This is a genomic window from Cryobacterium sp. W22_MBD10_FK3 (assembly GCF_052113745.1).
In the GTDB taxonomy this organism is placed as follows: domain Bacteria; phylum Actinomycetota; class Actinomycetes; order Actinomycetales; family Microbacteriaceae; genus Cryobacterium.
The window spans coordinates 36413-58951 of the sequence record NZ_JBGQOH010000004.1; the positions used below are offsets into that span (position 1 = coordinate 36413).

The window sequence follows — 22539 nt, forward strand, 5'->3', positions numbered from 1 at the left end:
TCGGCGGCCCCGGGAGGCGCGTGGGCGAGCTGGCGGGGGCGCGTCAGCTGGTGGGCACCGGCCGGGTCGCCGCGGGGATCCGCGCGGCGACCCCGCGGGCGCGGATGTCGCGGCGGCCGCCGATGGCCCGCAGCGCGTTGAGGATGGTGGCCAGGTCCACGAGTTCCTGCAGCAGGGCACCGACCGTGGCGGGGATCAGCCCGAACGCGGCGACGATCATCAGGCCGATGCTGAGCGCGATGCCCAGCCAGATGCTCTGCAGGGCGATGCGCACGGTGTCCCGGCCGATGGCGACGGCGCGGGCGGCGCGGGACAGGTCGTCGAGCAGGATCACGGCATCCGCTGACTCACTGGCGGCGGTGGAGCCCTTGGCGCCCATGGCGATGCCCACGTCGGCCACGGCGAGCACCGGGGCGTCGTTGACGCCGTCGCCGACCATGATCACCGGCCGGTCGCGGATCGCCCGCACGGCGTCGACCTTGTCGACAGGCAGGCAGTCGGCGCGCACCCGGGTGATGCCCACCTGCCGGGCGATGTGGTTGGCGGTGGTGCGGGCATCGCCGGTGAGCATCACCGACTCGTGCACGCCGAGCCTGTCGAAGGCCTGCACGGTGGCGCGGGCGTTGTCCCGCACCCGGTCGCTGGCGACGATGCAGCCGGCGAAACGGCCGTCCACGGCCAGGTAGATGGCCAATTCCCCGCCGGCAAGGTCGGCAGGGTAGGCATCGGGGGCATGCTCGGCCACGAACGACAGTTTGCCCACGATCACCTCCTGCTGGCGAAATCGGGCCGTCACCCCGTGCGCGGGCAGTTCTTCTGCCGAGGTGGTGCGCAACAACGCCAGGTTGCGCCTCTCTGCTTCCGCTGTGACGGATGCGGCCAGCACGTGCGACGAATACTGCTCGGCCGACGCGGCCAGGGTGAGCAGCTGGTCCTCACCGAACCCGGGCTCAGGGCACACCCGAGCGATGGCCGGGGTACCGTAGGTGAGGGTGCCGGTCTTGTCGAACACCACGGTCTTGGCGCGGGCGAGCGCCTCGAGCACTCCCCCGCCCTTGACGATGATGCCGTTGCGGGCCGCACGGCTCATTCCGCCCATGAACGCCACCGGCGCGGCGAGGAGCAACGGGCACGGGGTGGCCACGACGAGCACCTCGGCGAAGCGCACCGGGTCGCCGGAGACGAACCAGGCCAGGCCGGCGATCAGCAGCGCCACCCCGGTGAACGGCACCGCGTACCTGTCGGCCAGGCGCACCACCGGGGCCTTGCTCGCGGCGGCCTCGCCCACCAGCGCCACGATTTGTTGGTATTGGCTGTCGGCGGCCAGGGCGGTGGCGCGCACGGTGGCGGCGGCCTGCCCGTTGATCGAGCCGCTGAGCACCGGATCGCCCGCGTGGCGCTCCACCGGCAGGCTTTCGCCGGTGATGGACGATTCGTCGAACGCCGCCACGGCCGAGACCAGGTCGGCATCCACCGGCACGATCTCGGCGGGACGCACCAGCAGCAGGTCACCGATCTGCACCTGCGTCGCCGGCACGTCGTCCACCTCGGAGGAACCGTCGGGCAGCAGGTGAGCGATCTGCGGCACCCGCTCGAGGAGGGTCTTCAGCTCCCGCTGGGCGCGACCGGCGGCGTACTCCTCGAGGGCGGCGCCGCCGGAGAGCATCAGCACGATCAGGAGCGTGGCCACGTACTCGCCCACGAGGATGGTGGCGACGATCGCCATGATCGCCAGCAGGTCGACGCCGACCGTGCCCTGGCGCATCCGCTTGACCATGCCGACACCCTCGATGCCGGCCACCACCAGGCCCAGGCCGGAGAACAGCCACTGCACAGCGCTGGTCAGACCGACGGCCCACAGCAGCAGGCCCAGCAGGCCGATCAGGATGGTTGCCGCCACAACCGGGTACCGGCGGAATGCTCCCTCGAGGGTGGACATGGCTCCATTGTCACCTCGAAAGGCCCCTGCGCACCAGCCAGGAAAGCCTGGCCTTCGTCGCCCCGCCCGTCGCTGCCCGTCCTTACCCGTCCCCGTCCGTCCCCGTCCGTCCCCGTCCGTGCCGGCCCGTCGGCTATCTGTGCCCGATGCGGACAAATGGTGCCGGTGTGCCGGGTGCAGTTGTCCGCAACGGCAACAGTTGGGCGCACAAAGGCCCCGCCGGATCGGCGGGGCCTTTGTGCGAGCGGGTGCGCGCGGCGCGGATGCGCGCGGCGCGGATGCGGCGGGTTAGGCCAGGCGGGCCTGCAGGTTCTCGGCGATCGCGGCCAGGAACTCCTCGGTGGTGAGGTAGCCCTGGTCGGGGCCGACCAGCAGCGCGAGGTCCTTGGTCATCTTGCCGCTCTCCACAGTCTTCACGACGACGTCCTCGAGGGTGTGCGCGAACTCGGCGAGCGCCGGGTTGGAGTCGAGCTTGGCGCGGTGCGACAGGCCGCGGGTCCAGGCGTAGATCGACGCGATCGGGTTGGTCGAGGTGGGCTTGCCCTGCTGGTGCTGGCGGTAGTGCCGGGTCACGGTGCCGTGCGCGGCCTCGGCCTCGACGACGCTGCCGTCAGGGGTGGAGAGCACGCTGGTCATCAGGCCCAGCGAACCGAAGCCCTGCGCCACGGTGTCGGACTGCACGTCGCCGTCGTAGTTCTTGCAGGCCCAGACGTAACCGCCCTCCCACTTCATCGCCGATGCGACCATGTCGTCGATCAGGCGGTGCTCGTAGGTGAGGCCGGCAGCTTCGAAGCGGTCCTTGAACTCGGTGTCGAAGATCTCCTGGAAGATGTCCTTGAACCGGCCGTCGTACGCCTTGAGGATGGTGTTCTTGGTCGACAGGTAGACCGGGTAGTTGCGCTCCAGGCCGTAGTTCAGCGAGGCGCGGGCGAAGTCGATGATCGACTTGTCCAGGTTGTACATGCCCATGGCCACACCGCTGCCCGGAGCCTGGAAGACCTCGAACTGCTGCGGGTCGCCGCCGTCCTTGGGGGTGAAGGTCATGGTGAGGGTGCCTTCGCCCTCGAAGCGGAAGTTGGTGGCGCGGTACTGGTCGCCGAACGCGTGGCGGCCGATGATGATCGGCTTGTTCCAGCCCGGCACCAGGCGCGGGATGTTGGAGATGATGATGGGCTCGCGGAAGATGGTGCCGCCGAGGATGTTGCGGATGGTGCCGTTGGGCGAGGCCCACATCTTCTTCAGGCCGAATTCCTCGACGCGGGCCTCGTCGGGCGTGATGGTGGCGCACTTCACGCCGACGCCGTGCTTCTGGATGGCGAGGGCCGCGTCGACGGTGATCTGGTCGTCGGTCTCGTCGCGCTTCTGGATCGAGAGGTCGTAGTACTCGAGGTCGATGTCGAGGTACGGGTGAATGAGGGAGTCCTTAATGGCCTGCCAGATGATGCGGGTCATCTCGTCCCCGTCAAGTTCGACGACAGTACCTGCAACCTTGATCTTCGACAATGGATTCTCCTCAGTGAGTCGGGGCGTGGGGCCGTCAACAATCCTAGCCGAGGGCGGTAACTCTCTCGACATCGAGACACTTCGTCGGGCTGCTGCCGCGGTCCCCGGGTCCCCCAGAAACCCGACTACCTGCCGCGGCACCCGGGCGATAACCTTGGGGTATGCCTGAACTTCGACTTGAAGACCTGTCCGCGCGCAATATCGTCGCGGCCAACAACCTGAGCCTCAAGCCTGGTCAGGAGCAATTCATCGCGCCGGTCTCGTACTCGGTGGCCGCCTCCGTGATCAACCCGGCCACCGCCTGGCAGCGTGTCGTGCTGCTCGACGGCGAGGTCGCCGGGTTCATCCACGGCAACTTCGACCCCGATTCCCCCCAGGAGGAATTCCGGGCCTGCATCTGGCGGATCAACGTCGACGCCGAAGCCCAGGGCATGGGTGTGGGCAAGTTCGCCGCCGAAGCCCTCGCCGAAGAGGCCCGCCGCCGCGGATTCGACCGCATCACCGTCATCTGGGAGCCCGGCGAGCAGGGCCCAGAGGCGTTCTTCCACCGCATCGGGTTCGCCGACATCGGCGAGACCGAGTTCGGCGAGGTCATCGGCGCGCTCACCCTGTAGCCCATGCGCCTGTCCCCGACCAGCCCATTCGTCGAGGCCGTGCTCGACATCGTCGAGGCTATCCCGGCCGGCCAGGTGATGACCTACGGTGACGTCGCCGCCACTCTCGGCTCCCGCGCCGCCCGCGTCGTCGGCCAGACGATGGCACAGTTCGGGGCGGATGCGCCGTGGTGGCGGGTGATCCGCGCGGGAGGTCTCCCGCCGATCGGCCACGAGAGCCGGGCGCTGGTGCACTACAGCGCCGAGCACACGCCGCTTTTGTTCGGTGCGGAGCCGGAGATCGGTTACCGGGTGGATCTCAGCCGGGCGCGCTGGCGCCCGTGACCGCGGTCGGCGCCGTCAGGCGCAGCTGCCACTCCTGCACCCGCACCGGCTGGTTGATGCCCAGCACCGCCACCGGCTGCTCGCCGCGGCGGTAGACGGCCAACAGGTCGCCGGTGTCGCCGCTGCCGGCCTCCACGGTCATCAGCTCGTCGCCGTGCAGTCGGCCGGCGAACTGCACTCGGGCGCCCGCCTGCGCCGAGCTCACCAGCGCCGGCGCCGCCGCCCCCAGGTGCACCCCGAGCAGCGCGGCAATGGCGATCGCCGGGCGGTTGCGGGTGTCGCTCCAGTGCGGGATGCGGTGGTGTGTGCCGCTGAACGGATCCAGCCACGCGGCACAGTCGCCGACGGCGACGATGCCGGGGCTGGCCGTGGCGCCCGCCGCGTCGGCGACCACCCCACCGCGCAGATCGAGGCCGGAATCACCCAGCCAGCCCACCAGCGGCACCGCGCCGATGTCGAGCAGCACCACATCGGCGCCGATCTCCTCCCCCGTCGTGAGTCGCACCCCCGACACCCACCCGGGTCCGGTCAGGTCGGCCACCCGCAGGTCGGTGCGCACGGTGATGCCCCGGCGCTCGTGCAAGCCGAACACGGCGTCCGCGACGGTACGGCCGAAGGTCGCGCAGAGCGCATCCGTGGTGCTGCCGAGCACCGTCACGTCCAGGCCCATCTCCCGGGCGGTGGATGCCACCTCGAGGCCGATCACGCCGGAGCCGACCACGATCATGCGGGCGCCGGGCAGCAGCTCTTCGCGGAGCGCCAGGGCGTCTTCCACGGTGCGCAGGGTGTGCACCCCGCGCGGCATGGTGTCGAAGCGCCGGGCAGCGGAGCCGGTGGCGATGACGACGGCGTCAGCATCCACGGTGCAGCCGTTGGCCAGGGTCACCCGGTGCGCGGCCGGGTCGAGGGCGGCGGCCGCCACCCCCAACCGCCAGTCCACGTCGAGGTCTTCGCCCGCGGCCTCGAGGGCCAGTTCGCCGATCGTGGTCTGGCCGGTGAGGAATCCGCGGCCGAGCGGCGGCCGGTCGTACGGACGGTGGCGTTCGCTGCCGAGCACGGTGATGCGGCCGGTGTAGCCGTGGGCGCGGAGGGCCGCGGCACTCGCGTGACCCACCACCCCTGCGCCCACGATGGTGACTGAATCCATGCTGGGTGATCCCCCGATCAGACAGGCCGACACCGTCGGATGACCGGTGGCGCCGGCTCGGGAACGAAGGTGCTCGTGCGAGGCGGTTGTGTTCCCTTGGACCAGATTCGCCGCCCGCCCGGGGAGTGTCAAGCGGGTCAGGCGGGTTCCCGGCGAGTGGTTGCCGACCCTTGACATCCCCGAAACACGCCCGACTCAAACCCCTCTCCCGAGGGCCTCCCGCCCCTCCCGCGAACTGTGCCTCACGCACCTAGAACTCGAGGTTTTCGGTGCTTTTCTCACAGTTCCCGCGAGGTGTATCGTGCCGGCATGGATGCGGCAGAGGGTGAGGTCACTGAGCGGGGCGACGCGGCCGACCCGGTGAGGTCGAATCCGGAGCACTACCGGGTGCTGTTCGAAAACGAGCGGGTGCGGGTGCTCGAGTACCAGGACGAGCCCGGCGACGAAACCACCCCACACCGGCATCCGGACAGCGTCATGGTCACCTTGAGCGGGTTTCGGCGTCGGCTCTCCAGCGGCGAACGGGTCTTCGACGCCGTTCTGGATGCCGGCGAGGCGCGCTGGTTACCCGCCCAAACCCACTCGGGCGAGAACACCGGCTCCACCCCCACCCGGGCGATCTTCGTCGAGCTGCGCGAACCGTCCCCCCTGGCGCCCCCCAACGTCGCGCCCCTGGGCCCCCGCTAGCCCGCGGGTTAGACCAGCGACTCCCGCCAGGCGGCGTGCAGGCGGGAGAACCGGCCGGTGCCCGAGATGAGCATGTCGGGGGTGCCGTCCTCGACGATCACACCGTTCTCCATCACCAGCACCCGGTCGGCAATGGCCACCGTCGACAGCCGGTGCGCGATGATCACCGCGGTACGGTCGCTGAGCAGCGTCTGCAGGGCCTCCTGCACCAGCCGTTCACTGGGGATGTCCAGCGACGAGGTGGCCTCGTCGAGGATCAGCACCGCCGGGTCGGCCAGGAACGCCCGAGCGAACGAGATCAGCTGGCGCTGCCCGGCCGAGACCCGGCCGCCGCGCTTGTTCACGTCCGTGTCGTAGCCGCCGGGCAGCCCCTCGATGAAGTCGTGCGCGCCCACCGCGCGTGCGGCCGCCTCGATCTCCGACCTGGTCGCATCCGGTTTGCCGATCGCGATGTTGTCGGCGACGCTGCCGCTGAACAGGTACGCCTCCTGGGTCACCATCACGATGGCCCGGCGCAGGTCCTTGGGATGCAGGTCCCGCAGGTCCACGCCGTCAAGCAGCACCTTGCCGTGTGACGGGTCGTAGAACCTGGAGATCAGCTTCGCCAGGGTCGACTTGCCCGCGCCCGTCGAACCGACCAGGGCGATGGTCTGCCCTGGCTCGAGGGTGAGGCTGAACTGCGGCAGGATGACCCGGTCGGCCTGGTACTCGAACTGCACGTTGTCGAACCGCACGGCGCCCTTCGACGTCCACAGGTCCACCGGCGTGACCGGGTCAGGCACGCCGGGGCGTTCCTCGAGCACCCCGGAGATCTTCTCCAGCGCCGCCGCGGCCGACTGGTAGGAGTTGTAGAACATCGCCATCTCCTCCATCGGGTCGAAGAACCGGCGGGTGTACAGCAGTGCGGCGAGCAGCGCGCCGATGGCCAGCTGGCCGTCGGCGACCCTGAAGCCGCCGACCAGCAGCACCGCGGCCACGGTCACGTTGCCGATGAGGATCAGGCCGGGGTCGAACACGCCGAACAGCTGGATGACCCGGGCGTTGACCAGCCGGTAGGCCTCCACGAGCGTGCCGAAGACACCCTCGTTGCGCTTCTCGGTGCGGAATGCCTTGACGGCGCGCACGCCGGTCATGGTCTCGACGAATTGCACGATCAGGCTCGCCGAGGCCGTGCGCGACTGGCGGAACAGGTGCTGGGAGCGCACCTGGAACCAGCGGGTGAGCGCGAGCAGCGGCACCAGGGCGACGAGCAGCACCAGACCGCTGACCCCGTCGAGGGCGACCAGGGCGATGCCGGTGAAGACCATGTAGAGCAGACCCTGCACGAGCTGGTTGATGCCGGAGTCCAGAAGCTCCCGGATCGCATCCAGGTCGCTGGTCTGCCGGGAGATGATGCGCCCGGAGGTGTACGACTCGTGGAACTCGAGGCTGAGCCTCTGGGTCTGCAGGAACACGCGCTTCCGCAGGTCGATGAGCACGGCCTGGCTGATCCGGGCGGAGAGCACCGTGTACCAGGCGATCAGCAGCGCGCCGGTGACACCGGTGACGAGGTAGACGACACCGGTCGCCGCCAGCGGCACCCAGTCCTGCTCGAGCAGGGCCGGCAGGCCCTTGTCGATCCCGTACGCGATCAGCGCGGGGCCGGCGACCTGCGCGGCCGTGGACACGACCACGACGAGCATCGCCACGACAACCGACCAGCGCACCGGGAAGAGCAGCGAACCGAGCAGGTGCAGCGACCGCCGGCGGATCTGTCCGCTTTCGGCCTTGGTGTAGTCGAGGCGTTCTTCGCCTTCGACACCGATGACACTCACAGTGCTTCTCCCGCTCGCTCGGACTCTCGTCGTTCTTCGTCCTCCAGGCTGGAGATGACGAACTTGTAGTGCGCGTTGGTGGCCAGCAACTCGGAGTGGGTGCCGACGGCGGTGATGCGGCCGGCTTCGAGCAGCGCCACCCGGTCGGCGAGCATCACCGTGGACGGGCGGTGCGCCACGATCAGCGCCGTCGTCGAGGCGAGCACGCGACGCAGCGCGGCTTCCACGAGCGACTCGGTGTTCACGTCGAGCGCCGACAGCGGGTCGTCGAGCACCAGCACGGCGGGCGCCGCGGCCACGGCGCGGGCCAGGGCAACGCGCTGCCGTTGGCCGCCGGACAGGCTCATGCCCTCCTCGCCGACGAGGGTGTCCACGCCGTTGGGCAGGTCGTGCACGAAGCCGGCCTGCGCGATCTGCAGGGCCTCCGCCAGGGCGGCGTCGGCCTCGGGGCTCGGTTCGGCGAACTCCGGGCGACCGAGCAGCACGTTGTCGCGCACGGATGCCGAGAACAGGGTGGCGTCCTCGAACGCCATGGCGATGTGGCGGCGCAGTTCCTCGCGGCGGAGGGCCCGCACGTCGACCCCGTCCAGGGTCACCGAGCCATCCGTCACGTCGTACAGCCGGGTGGTGAGCGCCGTCAGGGTGGACTTGCCGGAGCCGGTGAGCCCGACCAGGGCCATGGTCTCACCGGGTTCGAGCACCAGGTTGACCCCGTCGAGCAGGTCGGGGAAGCGTTCGGGCGAGTCCGCGTAGCGGAAGTGCACATTCTCGAACGCGAGCCGGCCGCGCGGGGTCGTGATGGTGACCGGGCGGGGCGGGTCGGTGATGGTGTTGGGGGTGTCGAGGATGTCGAAGAACCTGTCGGTGGCGGTGCGGGTGTCGAACGTCATCGAGAGCAGGAAACCGATCGACTCCACCGGGAAGCGCAGCACGGTGGCGGTGGCGAAGAACGCCACCAGCTCGCCGACGCTGAGCTGGCCCTGGCTGGTGAGCCAGACACCGGTGACCAGGCAGAGCGCGAATGCCACGTCGGGCACCAGCAGCAGCCACAGCCAGATGCCGGCGATGGCGCGGGCCTTCTCGATCTCGGTGCCGCGCAGTTCTTCGGCCTGGTTGGCGAAGCTTTTCAAGGCGAAGCTGCCCCGGCCGAAGGCCTTGAGCACCCGGATGCCGTGCACCGATTCCTCGACGGCGGTCGCCAGGTCGCCGGACTGGTCCTGGCTGCGGCGGGCGATCACGGAGTACTTCTCCTCGAAGACGTAACCGTAGATCCAGATCGGGATCGAGCAGACCAGGAAGATCAGGCCGAGGATCCAGTTCATCGACACCAGGATGACGACCCCGGCGAGGATGGTGAGGAAGTTCACCACGAGCAGCACCAGGCCGAAGGAGATCCATCGGCGGATCATGTTGAGGTCGCTGATGGCGCGCGAGAGCAGCTGCCCGCTCGGCCAGCGGTCGTGGAAGGTGACGGGCAGGTCCTGCAGCCGGCTGTACAGGGCGTTGCGCATCCTGGACTCGATGTGGGTGCCGGGCACCAACACGAACCAGCGGCGCAGGGCGATCATGATGGCCTCGAGCACGCCGAGGCCGAGCACTGTGAGCACGGCGGGCCAGATCGGCGCCGTGTCGCCCTGACTGAGGGCGCCGTCCACAAGCTGCTGCAGCACCTGCGGGATGGCCAGCGCCACCAGCGAGGCGAGCAGCGCCGCGAGCATGCCCAGACCCAGGCGCGGCAGAGCCGGCTTGGCGTACGGGTAGAGCCGCAGCAGGGTGCGGAGGGTGTTGCTTCGCACGGTGGGGGTGGGAGCGGTGTGAGGCGGATGCTGTTCAGCAGTGGTGGTCATCTGGTGTTCCTGGCTGGGCCCGGTGCGGCGCGAGGCGTCGGCGGGCTGGATGGTGCGTTCTGAATGGGTGCGCGAGCCGCGGCGAAGCCGACGGTGGTTCCCAGGTCGGCGCGGTGGACCGCGTCGGAAAGGTCGAGCGCGTTGACGCCCGCCGATATGAGTCGCCCGCGATGATGCGGGCAGTGGGTGGTCTGGCCGGGCCCCTAGGCGGAGGCGAGCCGGAGCGCCGGGACGAAGGCAGCGCCGGTTGCAATCGATGCGAACCTGGTGCGAGCTGTCTTAGTCATGTCGGCCTCCTGAGCGCGTCGTGTCATCGTCTTGTGCCCCCCTGTTCAGGCAGCCTTTCAGGATAGGGCCAGGGGCGCGCTGGGCGCAAGAGCGAATTTCGGCCCACGGTCTCGGGCAGCGGATGCGGACGCGAGGGCGGGCGCTTGGTGCGGGTCGGCGTCAGCGCACCCGCACGCTCAGGCAGGTGACGCAGCCCTCGAGCTTCTCGAACTCGGTGATGTCCACGGTGACCGTGCGGTAGCCGAGCCCGGTCAGCAGTTCGGCGGTCTGCGGGGCCGCGGCCGATATCAGCAGGGTGTTCTCGTCGAGGATCACGACGGCGGTGCCCTCGGCCTCTGGCACGGGCAGGAAACGCTCGAACAGACCCGGGTCGTCCACGAGCGGCGGGTAGCCGATGATGGTGCCGTCCGGCAGCGCGGTGATCGCGGTCTTGAGATGCAGGGCCCGGGTCACGGGGACAGGCACGACGGTGTAGCCGAGCGGCTCGACGATGGCGGCGAGCTGCGCGGCGCCGTCGGCGTTGGTGCGGAGGCTCTGGCCGACGTACACGGTGCGGCCCACCTTGAGCACGTCTCCGCCGTCGAGGGTGCCGGGCAGGTCGAGGCGCCGTACGGTCAGGCCGAGGGTGCGCACCGCGGCCTCGGCTCCGGCCGTCTCGCCGCGCCGGCTGGGAGCCCTGGGGCTGGAGAGCACGGCGGTGTCGCCGAACAGGATCACGGCATCCTCGACGAAGACGGAGTCGGGCTGGTCCGGCGCGGGGTCCACCTCGGTGGTGGCCCAGCCCTCGGCCTGCAGGGCGGCGACATAGCCCTCCCATTGCGCTCGGGCCAGGTCCAGATCGATCGGGACCCTGTCGATGTGGGTGATCTGCCCCTCGGCGAGGATGTCGACCGGGCGGCGTACCAGCACGCGCTTGGCGGTGCCAGTGGATGCCGTGCCGACGGGGATGCCAGAGTCACCGGAGGTTGTCATGCGCACAGCCTAAAACACCTCCGCCCGGCGCGATCCGCGGCCGGCCCGCGAGCGCGCCGCATCCGTCACTTGCCGCACAGTGCCCCTTCGGATGGCGCCAAGCGGGAATTCGGTGCAAGTCGGTGACCTGCGTGGGGCGGCTAGCGCGGCGCCGGCAGGGACTCGGGGGCGTCTTCCCAGTCCTGCACGGTGATGGACTCGGTGAAGTGCTGGGCACGTTCCTTGCCGCCCTCGTCGCCGGAGAACAGCCCGGGGGCCTCGATGACCGGGCGGGCCGGCTTCCGGCCGCGCGATGACGGCCGCACCGGAGCGGCCTCGGGCTCGTGCCGCACCTCCACCCGGCTCATCGGCAGGGCCTCCGGGTTCTCCGCGTTGACCCAGTCGATGAGGTTCTCCCGCACGAAGCAACGCAGGTCGAACAGGGTGGGAGCGTCCTGCGCGGTGACGAGCACGCGCACCCGCACGAAGCCACCGATCGCATCCGTCACCTGCAGCACCACGGCACGGCGGTCCCACAGGTCGGTCATCTCGACAATGCGGTTGAGCTCCTCGCGCATCGCGGCCGGGTTCACCCGCCAGTCCAGGTCGAAGTCGATCTGGCCGAGCAGTTCGCTGTTGTGCCGGGTCCAGTTCTGGAACGGGGTGGTGGTGAAGTAGGTGGACGGCAGCACCATCCGCCGGTCGTCCCAGATGTGCACCACGATGTAGGTGAGGGTGATCTCCTCGATCTTGCCCCACTCCCCCTCGACGATCACGACGTCATCCACGCGCAGGGCGTTGTTGAACGCGAGCTGCATGCCGGCGAAGATGTTCGCCAGAGTGGACTGGGCGGCGAGGCCCGCCACCACGCTGAGCAGACCGGCGGAGGCGAACAGACTCGCCCCGACGGTCGCGGCACCCGGGATGCTCAGCAGCACGGTGCCGATGGCGCAGATGATGATGATCACGATGCCGATGCGACGCAGCATCCGCAATTGGGTGCGCACCCGACGCGCGACCCGGTTGTCGCGCACGTCGATCCGGTACCGGTTGGCGGCCATCTCCTCGGCATAGTAGAGCAGCGCGCAGAGCAGCCAGGTCGCGCTGCCGATGAACAGGGCCCGGAAGAGGAAGCCCAACGCGGCATCCCAGTCGGCGGGTACGTCGAGGTAACCGACCACGGCGAGCCAGAGCGCGCCGATCAGGATGGTCATGCGGAAGGGCACCCGGATGAGCTGCACGAGCACACGCGCCCAGGCTTTGCGCTTGCCGACCAGCCGGAACGCAAGGGCCGCTATCGCGGTGATGGCGAGGGCGAGCACGATCGCCGTGACCACGGCGACCGGGAAGGCGGGCAGGGGCATGCCGAGAATGTCGATCACAGGTGGCCTTTCCGTGTCAGGTCTGTACAGGTCTGCAACGGCGGTGTCACGTGGACCACCCAGTCTGACAGCCCTGACTGAGAAGAGCCACACAATGACGAACGCCGGTGCGGCATCCGCGAAAAACGGATGCCGCACCGGCGCCTGCGAATCATTTGATCAGTGGAAGAAGTGACGCTCCCCGGTGAAGTACATCGACACCCCGGCGGCCGTCGCCGCGGCGATGACCTCCTCGTCGCGCACCGAACCGCCGGGCTGCACGACCGCGGTCACCCCGGCCTCCAGCAGCACCTCGAGGCCGTCGGCGAACGGGAAGAACGCGTCGGACGCGGCCACGGCGCCTTCGGCCCGCTCCCCCGCCCGGCTCACGGCCAGGTGGCAGGAGTCGACCCGGTTGACCTGGCCCATGCCCACGCCCACGGATGCGCCGGCGTGCGCCAGCAGAATCGCGTTGGACTTCACGGCCCGGCAGGCCTTCCAGGCGAACTCGAGGTCGGCGCGGGTGGCGGCATCCACCTCGGGGCCGGACACCAGGCGCCACTCGTCGGTGTCGAGGGTGTCGAAGGTGTCGGTCTCCTGCACGAGCAGGCCACCGGAGATCTGGCGCAGCTCCAGCGACGAGCGCCGGTAGTCCTCGGGCAGCTGCAGCAGCCGGATGTTCTTCTTGGCGCTGAGCAGCTCGAACGCGGCCGGCTCGAACCCGGGCGCCACGAGCACCTCGGTGAAGATCTGGCTGACCGTCTCGGCCATGCCCAGGGTGACGATGCGGTTGGCGGCGATGACGCCGCCGAACGCGGAGACCGGGTCGCAGTCGTGTGCCCGGTGGTGCGCCGAGGCGATGGCGTCGGGCGCCTTGGGGTTGGCCACGGCGATGCCGCACGGGTTGGCGTGCTTGATGATGGCCACGGCCGGTTCGCTGAAGTCGAACGCGGCGCGCACGGCGGCGTCGGCGTCGACGTAGTTGTTGTACGACATCTCCTTGCCGTGCAGTTGCACGGCCTGGGCGATGCCCTGGCCGCCCTCGCCGAGATACAGGGCGGCGGCCTGGTGCGAGTTCTCGCCGTAACGGAGCACGGTGGCGCGGGTGGCTTCGATCGCGAGGGTCTCGGGGAACAGGGCGTCGGCGGTGTCGTCGGTGTTACCGACGATGGCGTCGAACGCGTCGAGAATCTCCTCGCCGAGCGCCTCGGTGTCGTCCTGCCACTGGTCGTAGACGTTCTCGGTGAACCAGGCCGACACGCTCAGGTCGTAGTTGGCGGTGTGCTCGAAGGCCAGCGACGCCAGCTTCTGACGCAACCGCAGGGTGCTGCCGCCGGCGGCCACGGCGGCGATGATCTCCGGGTAGTCCTCGGGGTCGACCACGATGGCCACGTTGGGGTGGTTCTTGGCGGAGGCGCGCACCAGGGCGGGTCCGCCGATGTCGATCTGCTCGATCACGTCGGCGGGCTCCGCGCCGGACTCGACGGTTTCGACGAACGGGTACAGGTTCACCACCACGAGTTGGAACGGGGCGATGGACAGGTCGGCGAGCTGGTTCTCGTGCGCCTCGAGGCGGAGGTCGGCGAGGATGCCGGCGTGCACGCTCGGGTGCAGGGTCTTCACCCGGCCGTCGAGCGACTCCGGGAACCCGGTGACGGCGGAGACATCCGTGACGCTGTGGCCGGCGTCGCGGATGGTGGCGGCGGTGGAGCCCGTGGAGACCATCTCCACGCCGGCGGCGGCGAGGGCGTGCGCCAGTTCGACCAGGCCGGTCTTGTCTGAAACCGAAATCAGCGCCCGCTGCACGGGAATGACATCCCGGTCGCGGTAGAGGCTCCGGGCGTTGGTGTGACCGCTCATATGGGGGAATGCTCCTTGAGATCGACGTGTCCGTTGGCGATGTCGAGCACGGCCTGCACGAGCAGGCGGCGTTCGACGAGTTTGATGCGATCGTGCAGCGAGTCCTGGGTGTCGCCGGGCAGTACCGGCACCCGTTCCTGGCTCACGATCGGTCCGTCGTCCACTCCGTTGTCAACGACGATGATGCTGGCACCCGTCTGGGTCGCACCGGCGGCGAGCGCGTCGCGCACCCCGTGCGCGCCGGGGAACTCGGGCAGGTAGGCGGGGTGCGTGTTGATCAGGTGCGGCGACAGGGCCGCAACCACCCGCGGCGGCAGCAGCCGCATGAAGCCGCTGAGCACGGTGAGGTCGGGCTGCCACTGCTGGATCTGCTCGAGCAGCGCGTCGCCCCAGGCGTCCCTGTTGGCGTGCGAGGAGAACGGCACCGTGAAGGTGGGGATGCCGAATTCCTCACCGAGCGCGAGGCCCTCGGCGTCCCGGTCGGCACCGATCGCCACGACCCGGGCGGGGAACTCGGCGTCGCTGGACGCCTCGAGAAGTGAGCGCAGGTTCGAGCCTCCGCCGGAGATCAATACGACCAGTGACAGCACCATCCGAGCCTACCGTTTCGTTGAGACTTCCTCGGTGCGCGAATCCGTGCTCCGGGCCCGACGGCCACCGACGAGCATACCGAGTGCGGCGGCGACACCCACCTCCACCGTCGTGAGCGCACCGACGAGCAGCGGGTTCGGGCCCACCTCGGTGAGGCGTCCCGGCCCCATCGCGCCGGCCGACCACCAGCTGAGCAGGCCGAGCAGGATGCCGGCGACGACGCCCATCAATGCTCCGGTGATCAGCATCCGCGCCGACCCGTGCGGGGCGTTGGCGCGCTTGTCCAGGCTTTGCCGCACGAGCACGGCCGATACGAAACCGACCAGGACCGGCACGAGCAGGCCGAGGAAGCCGAATTCGAGGGTGCCGTGCGGCAGCGCGCCGAACAGGGGCAGGCCGGGCACGGCGTCGAGGGTGGTGCCGAGCGGCGAGACGCTGCTGCCCGCTCCGAGGGCGATGCCCGGACCGACGAACCAACTGGCCGCCCAGATCACCACGTTCGGGATGAACGCCAGCTGGGCGATGGTGAGGGCGATGCCGCCCATCACATCGGCCTGCAGGGTTTCGTAGAGGCCGATCACGGTGGCGAAATTGGCCAGGACCGACACGAAAACGGCCAGGCCGGAGACGATCATGATGCCGGCGACAGCGGCGGTGCCCCCGCGCAGCGCCGCGGCGAGTTGGCTCTGCACTTCGGCTGGAATGCGGCGCAGTTGCGCGCCGAGGGGGCGACTCGCCCAGCCGGGCAGGCTCGGCGCCGCTCGGGGCGCCCCGGCCAGGCCGATCAGCACCCCGCCGGCGAAGATCAGGGTGGGCAGCAGGACGCCCTGCACCGCCGCGGGGGTGACGACGGCGGTGCCGGCGGAGAAGGTGAGCAGCGCGGCGAGCAGACCGTAGCTGAGGATGGCCGCGCCGGCGGCCGTGAAGCTGTATCCGGTGCCGGCGGCACGGCGGCCGGTGCGCACGCCGAGCAGGATCGCCAGCAGGGCGAAGCCGAGCAGGGCGAACGTCAGGCTGAACGGCGACTCGGCACCGGGCAGATTCAGCGCCGAGATCGTCTCGATCGGCAGTTGCACGGCCAGATCCACGCCGTTTCCGAGCAGCCAGACGTCGACGGCGGCACGCCAGAAGACGAACCAGTCGATGCCCAGGCCGTAGTGGGTGCCCCACAGAATGGTGAGCGGCACCAGGGCTATGCCCACGCCGATGGCCACGACAATGAGCGCCTCGAGCGCGGCGAGCAGGGCAGTCGTTATACGGTTCATATCCGTGAGGGAGCCTACCCTGGGCGGGCTGCAGGTTCGTCGTACCCCGCCGCGCCCAACCCGAATCCCCGGCGAATCCCGGCGTCAGATCCCCTCGTCAGATCCCGCCGTCAGATCCCGCCGTCAACCGACCGGGTCACCGGCAGCTCGTCGTCCGGCACCAGCACGGCGGTGTCGCGGTTGAGCGACTCGCCGCGGAAGAACGGTTTGGCGCCGGCGAAGAACGACCAGACGATCATCAACAGCACCCCCACCAGCAGGGAACCGACACCGACCACGAAGACACCGCCGACGCCGAAGAGCACCGTGTAGCCGTAGTCGGGGCGGATCATGTCGATGAGGGAGAACACGAACGCCGCGGTCAGCAGCAGCGCGCCGAGCAGCGGGAAGACGAAGCGCATCCAGGCGTTCCGCCAGCTGGTGAACAGGTCGTGCCTGAAGTACCAGACGCAGGCGTAGCCGGTGATGGCGTAGTAGAACGCGATCGCCAGGCCCAGCGAGAGGATGGTGTCGTTGAGGATGTTGGACGACACCAGGGTCATGCCCACGTAGAAGGCGACCGCGACGATGCCCATGATCAGGGTGGAGAACGACGGGGTGTAGAAGCGCGGGTGCACCTGGGCGAACCGGCGCGGCAGCGCCTTGTAGACGGCCATCGCGAGGGTACCGCGGGCGGTGGGCAGGATGGTGGTCTGGGTGGAGGAGACCGCCGAGATCATCACGGCGGCCACGAGCAGCCAGGCCCAGGGCCCGAACACGGCGTCCTTGAGAGCGAAGAAGACGTCGTCGGCGTTGCCCTCGTTGCCCAGACCGAGCCCGTCGCTGCCGAGCCCGGCGTAGGCCATCGCCGCGACCGCCACACCCACGTAGGTGACCAGCAGGATGATCGTGGTGAGCACCGCCGCCTGGCCCGGGATGCGCTTGGGGTCGCGGGTCTCCTCGTTCAGCGACAGGCAGGTGTCCCAGCCCCAGTAGATGAACAGGGCCAGCAGCACACCCTCGACCAGGCCGGGGAACGAGGTGAGGGCGAATGGGTTGAACCACTCGGCCTGAGGGGTGGTCGAGCCGGCCGGGGCGCTGCCGTCGAACACCGCCCACAGGGTGAACACCGTGAACAGCACCAGGGCCAGGTACTGGAAGCCCAGCAGCACGTTCTGCAGCCGCTCACCGATCTCGATTCCCCGGTAGCTCACCCACACCATCAGCACGATGAACACCACCCCGGTGATGGTCACGAGAGTTGCGTTCTCGGCCAGGTCGGGTGCCACCAGCAGCCAGAAGTAGATTCCGCCGATCTGGGCGAGGTTGCCCAGCACGACGATGCCGGCCACCGCCACCCCCCAGCCGCCCATCCAGCCCACCCACGGGCCGAACGCCTTGGTCGCCCAGGTGAACGTCGTGCCGCAGTCGGGGATGTCCCGGTTCAGTTCCCGGTAGGCGAACGCCACCAGCAGCATCGGAATGAAGGCGATCACGAACACCACGGGTGCCTGGGCACCCACGGCGAGCACCACGAAGCCCAGCGTCGCGGCCAGGGAGTACACCGGGGCGGTGGACGCGAGCCCGATGACTGTGGAACCGAACAGGCCCAGCGTGCCCGCGGCCAGGCCCTTGCCCGGTGCGCGGGCAGAGTCGGGCCGGACCGGCACCGTGGCGTCGTTGCGGGACATGCTCCTCCGATCGGAACATCGGCATCCGTCGTGTGCCGGCATCGTACTCGCGCCCCCGCGCACGAGAAAGGGCCCGCCGAATCGGCGGGCCCCTCATGCTCGGAAGCGGGTTACAGTGCGGCGAGAACCTCGCGCAGCAGGGTCGCGGTCTCGCTCGGCGTCTTGCCGACCTTCACCCCGGCGGCCTCGAGGGCCTCCTTCTTGCCCTGCGCGGTTCCGGCTCCGTCGGAGACGATGGCGCCGGCGTGGCCCATGGTCTTGCCCTCGGGGGCGGTGAACCCGGCCACGTAGCCCACGACGGGCTTGGTGACGTGTTCCTTGATGTACGCGGCGGCCTTCTCCTCGGCGTCGCCGCCGATCTCACCGATCATCACGATCGCCTTGGTCTCCGGGTCGGCCTCGAACGCGGCGAGCGCGTCGATGTGCGTGGTGCCGATGATGGGGTCGCCGCCGATGCCGATGGCGGTGGAGAAACCCAAGTCGCGCAGCTCGTACATCATCTGGTAGGTCAGGGTGCCCGACTTGGAGACCAGGCCGATCGGGCCCTTACCGGTGATGTTCGCCGGGGTGATGCCCACGAGGGCTTCGCCGGGCGTGATGATGCCCGGGCAGTTCGGCCCGATGATGCGGGTCTTGTTGCCCTTCTCCTGGGCGTAGGCCCAGAACTCGGCGGAGTCCTTGACCGGCACACCCTCGGTGATGATCACGAGCAGGCCGATTTCGGCGTCGATCGCTTCGATGACGGCGTCCTTGGTGAAGGCCGGCGGCACGAACGCGATGGAGACATCCGCGCCGGTCTTTTCGATGGCTTCGGCGACCGTGCCGAACACGGGCAGCTCGACGTCGCCGTGCACGACGGTGGTGCCCGCCTTGCGGGCGTTGACGCCACCGACGATCTGGGTGCCGGCCTTGAGCATGAGGGCGGTGTGCTTGGTGCCCTCACCGCCGGTGATGCCCTGCACGATGACCTTGGAATCCTTGTTGAGGAAGATTGACATGTCAGTTGTCCTTAATCAGTCAGCGGGCGGCGTGGGCGAGTTCGGCGGCCTTGTCGGCGCCCTCGTCCATCGTGGCGGCCAGGGTGACGAGCGGGTGGTTCGCCTCGGTGAGAATGCGACGGCCCTCCTCGACGTTGTTGCCGTCGAGGCGCACGACGAGAGGCTTGTTCGCCGCGGAGCCGAGCTCGGCGAGCGCGCCGACGATGCCCTTGGCAACGGCGTCGCACGCGGTGATGCCGCCGAAGACGTTGACGAAGACACTCTTGACCTGCGGGTCGCCCAGGATGACGTCGAGGCCCGCCGCCATGACCTCGGCGGATGCTCCGCCGCCGATGTCGAGGAAGTTGGCCGGCTTCACGCCGCCGTGGTTCTCCCCGGCGTATGCGACCACGTCGAGGGTCGACATGACCAGGCCGGCACCGTTGCCGATGACGCCGACGGAACCGTCGAGCTTGACGTAGTTGAGGTCGTTCGCCTTGGCCTTGGCCTCGAGCGGGTCGGCAGCGGCCGCGTCTTCGAGTTCGGCGTGGTGCGGGTGACGGAACCCGGCGTTCTCGTCCAGCGTGACCTTGCCGTCGAGGGCGATGATGTCGCCCTCCTCGGTGAGGACGAGCGGGTTGACCTCGACGAGGCTGGCATCCTCGCCCTTGTAGACGTTGTAGAGCTGCACGAAGACCGGGGCGACCTTGTCGACGAGCTCGGCCGGGAACTTCGCCTGGATCGCGATCTCGCGGGCCTTGGCCAGGTCGATGCCGGCGTTCGGGTCGATCGCCACGTAGGCGAGCGCCTCGGGCTTCTCCACCGCGAGGACCTCGATCTCCACGCCGCCCTCGTAGCTGGCGAGCGAGAGGTAGGAGCGGTTGGACCGGTCCAGCAGTACGGAGAAGTAGAACTCCTGCTTGATGCGGGCTCCCCCGGCGACCATCACCCGGTTCACGGTGTGGCCCTTGATGTCCAGGCCCAGGATGGCGCGCCCGGCGGCTTCGGCCTCATCCGGGGTCTTCGCGACCTTCACGCCGCCGGCCTTGCCGCGGCCGCCCACCTTGACCTGCGCCTTGACGACGACGACACCGCCGAGCTTCTCGGCCGCGGCGCGCACCTCCTCGGGCGTGTCTGCGATGATGCCCGGCAGAACCGGCACTCCATACTGTTCAAACAGGTCTCTGGCCTGGTATTCGTAAAGATCCACGCTGCTCTTCCAATCCGCGTCATAGCGTTCCGTGCATGGGGTAGGTGTGGTCTGGCTCCCCGGCGCGAAAACTAGCTCGACGTCGAGAGATACTGACCATCTCAAACTCTACCTTCTCAGATGAGTGCCGATGGCGCGGGCCGGTATTCTTGAACCCATGCCGTATCGCAACGCCAGCCTCGCCCTCATCTCGCTTGCGGCGGGCCTGGATGCGGCCATGCTGCTGCTGTTCGTGGTGATCGGCCGGGCCAGCCACGGCGAGGGCCTCTGGGGAGTGCTGGGCACCTGGTGGCCGTTCCTGGCCGGGCTCGTCGTGGCCTGGCTGGTGTTGCGCGCCTGGCGCACGCCGCTGCAGATCTGGTGGACCGGGGTGGGCCTGTGGCTGATCACCGTGGTCGTCGGCATGCTCCTGCGCCTCGCCAGCGGTCAGGGGGTGCAGACCAGTTTCGTGATCGTGACCGTCCTCGTGCTCGGCGTGTTCCTGCTCGGCTGGCGGGCGATCGCGCTCCTGGTGCGGCGCCTGCGCCACCGTCGCAGCGCCGGATAACCGCCTCGGCGGCCGAGCCCTGTGCCCGGGCGAGGTGATGGGCCACAATGCCTGTGCGAACGGTTCGCGTGCCCGCACGCCCGGGCGTGGCTCAGACTCAACAGGAGGAGCGCCGATGAGCACCCTGTCGATCGACCCCAAGACCCTGGCCGAAGAGGCCTACCTCTACCTGTACCCGCTGGTGCTGATGGACGTCACCCGGCAGCAGAGCATCAACACCGCGCCGGGGCGGGTCTTCGGCCGCGGACCTGAGAACACCTTCGTGCACACCCGCGCCTTTCCGACGGCCGACTTTCGCGACGTCGTGCGACCCAACTTCGACACCCTGTATTCGCTGGCCTGGCTGGACCTCAGCGCGGGACCCGTGCTGGTGCACCTGCCGGACACCGCCGATCGTTACTACATGCTGCCGCTGATCGACATGTGGACCGAGGTGTTCGCCAACCCGGGCAAGCGCACCACCGGAACCGCGGCGTTGGACCTGCTCGTGGTGCCGCCCGGCTGGGTGGGCGAGATGCCGGCCGGCCTCGGCCTCGTGCAGGCACCAACGCCATACCTCTGGATCGTGGGCCGGTTCCAGACCAACGGCGTCGACGACTACCCGGCGGTGCGGGCGCTGCAAGACCAATTGCGGCTCACCCTGCCGGTGGAGTACGTGCCGTTCCCGCTGGACCCGACGGTTGACTCGTCCACCCCACCGCTGCGCACCGTGGCCCAGCTCAGCGGGGTGGAGTTCTTCAGGCGGGCGGCATCCGCACTGAGGACGGTGCCGGTGCACGCGACCGACTATTCGGTCCTGGCCCGCATCCGGCACCTCGGCATCGTGCCCGGCCTGCGCTTCGACGGCGAGCGGCTGGATGCGGCGGACACCGGCAGGCTCGAGGAGGGGGTGGCCGAGGCGAGAGCGACCATGCTGGCCACGCTGCCCCTGCTGGGCCGGCGGGTGAACGGCTGGCTGCTCAATACCGACACCATGGGCAACTACGGCAACGACTACCTCAAGCGCGCCGTGGTGGCGCTGGTGGGTCTCGGCGCCAACCCGCCGGAGGACGCTGTCTACCCGATCCTGATGGCGGATGCCGACGGCCGGCCCCTCGATGGCGGGAACCGGTACGCGCTGCACTTCGAGGCGCACGAGCTGCCGCCCGTGGAGGCGTTCTGGTCGCTGACCATGTACGACGCTGACGGCTTCCCGGCCGCCAACCCGATCGACCGGTACGCGATCGGCGACCGGGACCAGTTGGTCTACAACCCGGACGGCTCGCTTGACCTCGTGCTGCAGCACGAACGCCCCCCGGACCATCTGGTGCCCAACTGGCTGCCGGCGCCACCGGGCCCGCTCGGCGTGACCATGCGCTTGTACGGCCCGCGTCGCGACGTGCTGGACGGCGCCTGGGCGCCCCCGCCGGTGACCCGGCTCCCGGCCCCCTGACCCTGAGCCGCACCTCGGAAGGAAGAAGTGACTTCACAGGGACGGGATTGGACGCGGGATCCTATTTTCCGGCCGATGTCCTGCTGTGGGTCCCTCAGCCGCAAGAGGCAGGGCAGGTCGCCCTGGCGCGACGGTGCCGCACCGCCCGACCGGGGTCAGCGGTCGAGGTCGTCGTCGGTGTCGTCGGTGTCGTCGGTGTCGTCGCCGAGGTCGACCAGCCGGTTGTCGGCGTCGTCACCCCACTCATCGGTGTCCTCCACGTCGGTCGGCGCGGTGTCCTCCGCGTCGGGAAGCAGCTCCTCGTCCTCGGGGATCTCGAGGTCGTCGACGGTGCGGTTGTCGTCGAGCGCCTCGGGGTCGTGCGGCCATAGGCCGTCGGAATCGTGGGTCATGATGATCGAGCCTCCTGTGGACGCGCGCCGACGCTGAACGGTGCGGGGATCGGGTTGACCGGGACGGCTGCAACGCGCGGGCCCCGGTGCAGCACACCGTACCGTCGTCGGTGGTCGCCG

At 69.4% G+C, this 22539-nt stretch carries 19 protein-coding genes; 5 read left to right on the forward strand and 14 right to left on the reverse strand.

Translation table 11 applies throughout. The annotated features are described in order from the left end of the window. Positions 1–43: 43 nt before the first annotated feature. Both ACEN2M_RS06060 and ACEN2M_RS06065 read right to left on the reverse strand, forming a co-directional pair. A complete protein-coding gene (locus tag ACEN2M_RS06060) occupies positions 44–1939 on the reverse strand; it encodes a heavy metal translocating P-type ATPase (protein WP_441647239.1) in 1896 nt (631 codons plus the stop codon). Between the two features lie 288 nt (positions 1940–2227). Next, the gene (locus ACEN2M_RS06065) at positions 2228–3442 is read right to left on the reverse strand and encodes an NADP-dependent isocitrate dehydrogenase (RefSeq protein WP_441647240.1); all 1215 of its coding nucleotides are present in this window, start codon (positions 3440–3442) and stop codon (positions 2228–2230) included. A gap of 161 nt (positions 3443–3603) precedes the next feature. Here ACEN2M_RS06065 and ACEN2M_RS06070 point away from each other — a divergent pair, with 161 nt between their 5' ends. After that, positions 3604–4056: a GNAT family N-acetyltransferase gene (locus ACEN2M_RS06070; protein WP_441647241.1), complete on the forward strand. Its 453-nt coding sequence runs from the start codon at positions 3604–3606 to the stop codon at positions 4054–4056. 3 nt (positions 4057–4059) lie between these two features. After that, positions 4060–4380, forward strand: coding sequence for an MGMT family protein (locus tag ACEN2M_RS06075; RefSeq protein WP_441647242.1), 321 nt, complete (start codon positions 4060–4062; stop codon positions 4378–4380). Here ACEN2M_RS06075 and ACEN2M_RS06080 read toward each other — a convergent pair. Further along, positions 4355–5527 carry an NAD(P)/FAD-dependent oxidoreductase gene (locus ACEN2M_RS06080; protein WP_441647243.1) on the reverse strand — a complete coding sequence of 391 codons (1173 nt, stop codon included), beginning with the start codon at positions 5525–5527 and terminating at the stop codon, positions 4355–4357. The genes ACEN2M_RS06075 and ACEN2M_RS06080 overlap by 26 nt on opposite strands. 309 nt (positions 5528–5836) lie before the next feature. Between ACEN2M_RS06080 and ACEN2M_RS06085 the strand changes: the two genes are divergently transcribed. Continuing rightward, positions 5837–6214 (forward strand): cupin domain-containing protein, encoded by a 378-nt coding sequence (locus ACEN2M_RS06085; RefSeq protein WP_441647244.1) that lies wholly within the window; start codon positions 5837–5839, stop codon positions 6212–6214. Positions 6215–6222: 8 nt separating this feature from the next. Here ACEN2M_RS06085 and ACEN2M_RS06090 read toward each other — a convergent pair whose 3' ends face one another. From ACEN2M_RS06090 to sucC, 10 genes are all read right to left on the reverse strand, one after another. Beyond that, entirely contained in the window at positions 6223–8028 is a 1806-nt protein-coding gene (locus ACEN2M_RS06090; RefSeq protein ID WP_441647245.1) for an ABC transporter ATP-binding protein, read from the reverse strand. Next, the gene (locus ACEN2M_RS06095) at positions 8025–9875 is read right to left on the reverse strand and encodes an ABC transporter ATP-binding protein (protein ID WP_441647246.1); all 1851 of its coding nucleotides are present in this window, start codon (positions 9873–9875) and stop codon (positions 8025–8027) included. The genes ACEN2M_RS06090 and ACEN2M_RS06095 overlap by 4 nt, the downstream gene beginning before the upstream one ends. A 447-nt stretch (positions 9876–10322) precedes the next feature. Next, the gene (gene ddaH, locus ACEN2M_RS06100) at positions 10323–11135 is read right to left on the reverse strand and encodes a dimethylargininase (RefSeq protein ID WP_441647247.1); all 813 of its coding nucleotides are present in this window, start codon (positions 11133–11135) and stop codon (positions 10323–10325) included. A 140-nt stretch (positions 11136–11275) separates the two neighbouring features. Continuing rightward, positions 11276–12496 (reverse strand): mechanosensitive ion channel family protein, encoded by a 1221-nt coding sequence (locus tag ACEN2M_RS06105; protein WP_441647248.1) that lies wholly within the window; start codon positions 12494–12496, stop codon positions 11276–11278. A 159-nt stretch (positions 12497–12655) separates the two neighbouring features. Then, positions 12656–14335: a bifunctional phosphoribosylaminoimidazolecarboxamide formyltransferase/IMP cyclohydrolase gene (purH, locus tag ACEN2M_RS06110; protein WP_441647249.1), complete on the reverse strand. Its 1680-nt coding sequence runs from the start codon at positions 14333–14335 to the stop codon at positions 12656–12658. Further along, positions 14332–14925, reverse strand: coding sequence for a phosphoribosylglycinamide formyltransferase (gene purN, locus ACEN2M_RS06115; RefSeq protein WP_441647400.1), 594 nt, complete (start codon positions 14923–14925; stop codon positions 14332–14334). The genes purH and purN overlap by 4 nt, the downstream gene beginning before the upstream one ends. 9 nt (positions 14926–14934) lie before the next feature. After that, complete coding sequence (locus tag ACEN2M_RS06120) at positions 14935–16191, reverse strand: cell division protein PerM (protein WP_441647250.1); 1257 nt, start codon at positions 16189–16191, stop codon at positions 14935–14937. A 110-nt stretch (positions 16192–16301) separates the two neighbouring features. After that, positions 16302–17861, reverse strand: coding sequence for an APC family permease (locus ACEN2M_RS06125; protein ID WP_441647251.1), 1560 nt, complete (start codon positions 17859–17861; stop codon positions 16302–16304). 110 nt (positions 17862–17971) lie between these two features. Further along, positions 17972–18859 (reverse strand): succinate--CoA ligase subunit alpha, encoded by an 888-nt coding sequence (gene sucD, locus ACEN2M_RS06130; protein ID WP_441647252.1) that lies wholly within the window; start codon positions 18857–18859, stop codon positions 17972–17974. A 19-nt stretch (positions 18860–18878) separates the two neighbouring features. Then, the gene (gene sucC, locus ACEN2M_RS06135) at positions 18879–20048 is read right to left on the reverse strand and encodes an ADP-forming succinate--CoA ligase subunit beta (RefSeq protein ID WP_441647253.1); all 1170 of its coding nucleotides are present in this window, start codon (positions 20046–20048) and stop codon (positions 18879–18881) included. 157 nt (positions 20049–20205) lie between these two features. Between sucC and ACEN2M_RS06140 the strand changes: the two genes are divergently transcribed. Both ACEN2M_RS06140 and ACEN2M_RS06145 read left to right on the forward strand, forming a co-directional pair. Continuing rightward, the gene (locus ACEN2M_RS06140; protein ID WP_441647254.1) at positions 20206–20595 is read left to right on the forward strand and encodes a DUF3054 domain-containing protein; all 390 of its coding nucleotides are present in this window, start codon (positions 20206–20208) and stop codon (positions 20593–20595) included. 115 nt (positions 20596–20710) lie between these two features. Continuing rightward, positions 20711–22027, forward strand: a complete 1317-nt coding sequence (locus ACEN2M_RS06145; RefSeq protein ID WP_441647255.1) for a DUF1254 domain-containing protein — start codon at positions 20711–20713, stop codon at positions 22025–22027. Positions 22028–22182: 155 nt separating this feature from the next. On the opposite strand, the gene ACEN2M_RS06150 is transcribed toward ACEN2M_RS06145, so the two are convergent. After that, positions 22183–22419: a hypothetical protein gene (locus ACEN2M_RS06150; protein ID WP_441647256.1), complete on the reverse strand. Its 237-nt coding sequence runs from the start codon at positions 22417–22419 to the stop codon at positions 22183–22185. Between the last annotated feature and the right edge of the window lie 120 nt (positions 22420–22539).

Bases quoted from the DNA above. Each gene is read 5' to 3' on its own strand.
- ACEN2M_RS06095 (WP_441647246.1), bottom strand. From the start codon at position 9,875: ATGACCACCACTGCTGAACAGCATCCGCCTCACACCGCTCCCACCCCC.
- ACEN2M_RS06070 (WP_441647241.1), top strand. From the start codon at position 3,604: ATGCCTGAACTTCGACTTGAAGACCTGTCCGCGCGCAATATCGTCGCG.
- purH (WP_441647249.1), bottom strand. From the start codon at position 14,335: ATGAGCGGTCACACCAACGCCCGGAGCCTCTACCGCGACCGGGATGTC.
- ACEN2M_RS06085 (WP_441647244.1), top strand. From the start codon at position 5,837: ATGGATGCGGCAGAGGGTGAGGTCACTGAGCGGGGCGACGCGGCCGAC.
- ACEN2M_RS06140 (WP_441647254.1), top strand. From the start codon at position 20,206: ATGCCGTATCGCAACGCCAGCCTCGCCCTCATCTCGCTTGCGGCGGGC.
- ACEN2M_RS06080 (WP_441647243.1), bottom strand. From the start codon at position 5,527: ATGGATTCAGTCACCATCGTGGGCGCAGGGGTGGTGGGTCACGCGAGT.
- ACEN2M_RS06120 (WP_441647250.1), bottom strand. From the start codon at position 16,191: ATGAACCGTATAACGACTGCCCTGCTCGCCGCGCTCGAGGCGCTCATT.
- ACEN2M_RS06145 (WP_441647255.1), top strand. From the start codon at position 20,711: ATGAGCACCCTGTCGATCGACCCCAAGACCCTGGCCGAAGAGGCCTAC.
- ACEN2M_RS06060 (WP_441647239.1), bottom strand. From the start codon at position 1,939: ATGTCCACCCTCGAGGGAGCATTCCGCCGGTACCCGGTTGTGGCGGCA.
- sucD (WP_441647252.1), bottom strand. From the start codon at position 18,859: ATGTCAATCTTCCTCAACAAGGATTCCAAGGTCATCGTGCAGGGCATC.
- ACEN2M_RS06150 (WP_441647256.1), bottom strand. From the start codon at position 22,419: ATGACCCACGATTCCGACGGCCTATGGCCGCACGACCCCGAGGCGCTC.
- ddaH (WP_441647247.1), bottom strand. From the start codon at position 11,135: ATGACAACCTCCGGTGACTCTGGCATCCCCGTCGGCACGGCATCCACT.
- ACEN2M_RS06075 (WP_441647242.1), top strand. From the start codon at position 4,060: ATGCGCCTGTCCCCGACCAGCCCATTCGTCGAGGCCGTGCTCGACATC.
- ACEN2M_RS06125 (WP_441647251.1), bottom strand. From the start codon at position 17,861: ATGTCCCGCAACGACGCCACGGTGCCGGTCCGGCCCGACTCTGCCCGC.